1 protein-coding gene is annotated in these 812 nt (G+C 73.6%); it reads right to left on the bottom strand.

Annotation, left to right across the window (positions count from 1 at the left end):
* The coding region (locus AQI95_RS44260; RefSeq protein WP_159056792.1) for an acyltransferase domain-containing protein at positions 1–812 on the bottom strand (812 nt) is incomplete at both ends.

The raw sequence follows: 812 nt of genomic DNA, 5'->3' as shown, positions 1-812 counted from the left end.
GACGTCGGCCCGTTGACGGCGGCGATGCTCACCCGCTCGGTCAGCAACGGCAGGACCTCGTCCTCCGACGCCTGCACCGCGATCATCACGCCACCGGAAGGCAGCGCCTGCATCAACCGCCCGCGTGCGGCGACGAGGGTGCAGGCGTCCGCCAGCGACAGGACACCCGCCACATGCGCCGCCGCGATCTCACCAATGGAGTGACCGGCGACGAAGTCCGGCTTCACACCCCACGACTCCAGCAGCCGGAACAGCGCCACCTCGACCGCGAACAACGCGGGCTGAGCGTACTCCGTACGGTCCAGAACGGCCGCGTCGTCGCCGAACAGCACCTCCTTCAACGGCAGTTCGAGCGACATCCCCGCACACACCGCGTCCAGCGCCGCCGCGAACACCGGGAAGGCGTCGTACAGCTCACGCCCCGCCCCCAGCCGCTGGCTGCCCTGCCCCGTGAACAGGAAGGCCAGCTTCCCGGCCGACGGCGTTCCCTCCAGGACTCCGGCGGGCCGGCTGCCGTCCGCGAGTGCGGCCAGGCCCGCCAGGAAGCCTTCGCGGTCCTCCGCGACCACGGCGGCCCGCCGGTCGAGAGCGGCCCGGCTCGTGGCCAGGGCGTAGCCGGTGTCCGCGAGGGACAGCTCGGGGTCCGCCATGACGTGTGCCGCCACGCGGGCGGCCTGGGCGCGCAGGGCCTGGGGGTCCTTCGCCGAGAGCAGCCACGGCAGGGCACCGGGCACCCGGGCGGGGTCGGGCCGTGCCCCGTGCTCCGTCGGCTCGGGAGCCTGCTCGATGATGGTGTGCGCGTTGGTGCCGCC

The sequence above is a fragment of the Streptomyces yokosukanensis genome (assembly GCF_001514035.1).
Classification (GTDB): domain Bacteria; phylum Actinomycetota; class Actinomycetes; order Streptomycetales; family Streptomycetaceae; genus Streptomyces; species Streptomyces yokosukanensis.
This window is presented reverse-complemented; position numbering and strand designations above follow the sequence as displayed.